The organism is Amycolatopsis kentuckyensis (assembly GCF_002155975.1).
Lineage (GTDB): Bacteria > Actinomycetota > Actinomycetes > Mycobacteriales > Pseudonocardiaceae > Amycolatopsis > Amycolatopsis kentuckyensis.
Map to the genome: position 1 here is coordinate 1 of NZ_MUMI01000900.1, position 593 is coordinate 593.

At 71.0% G+C, this 593-nt stretch carries 1 pseudogene; it reads right to left on the reverse strand.

What is annotated here, in order from left to right:
* Positions 1-362 (reverse strand): annotated as a pseudogene (locus CCN39_RS49010) (N-acetylmuramoyl-L-alanine amidase); the annotation flags it as partial.
* Positions 363-593: the final 231 nt, after the last annotated feature.

The following is a 593-nucleotide window of genomic DNA, read 5'->3' on the forward strand; positions in this document are numbered from 1 at the left end:
GCGGCGGGGCCGGCCTGCGGGTGCGGGGCCGGGCGGGCGTCGTCGCCCCGGGCGTCTTCGGTGCCTTCGTCGTGGTGGGTCCCGGCGACGCCGGCCTCGCGGAGATCGGTGAGGTGCATCGGGCCGTAGCCGGCCGACGTGCTGGGTGTCCCGGCGTTGGTGTCCCAGCGGGACTCCAGGTAGGAGACGCCGAGCAGGACGTTCTCCGGGACTCCGAACTCGTTCGCCGCGGCGGTGAAGTCGCGTTGGCGCTGGGTCGTGGGGTCGGCTTGGGTTTGGGCTTGGGCTGGTGCTGCGGCCAGGCCGGTGAGGAGGGTGATGGCGGCCGTGATGGCCGCGGTTCTCAGGACGGGGTGGGACATGGGCAATGAACCCCCAGGGTGCAGGTGCCGGATCGTGAGAACCTAACCAGAAACTCACGCTGGGGGTAAGGGTTCTACTGGGGGGTCCCCGGCTCCTCGTCCGTTGATCGTTCAACACCGGAGAGCCGGCCTCAAGGGCGCCTTCGGCGTCGCTTCGCGATGAGCTTCGCTCACCCTTGACCCCGGCTCTCCGGCGCTGACTGCGGCTGGGACGAGGGGCGGGGGAGGTGT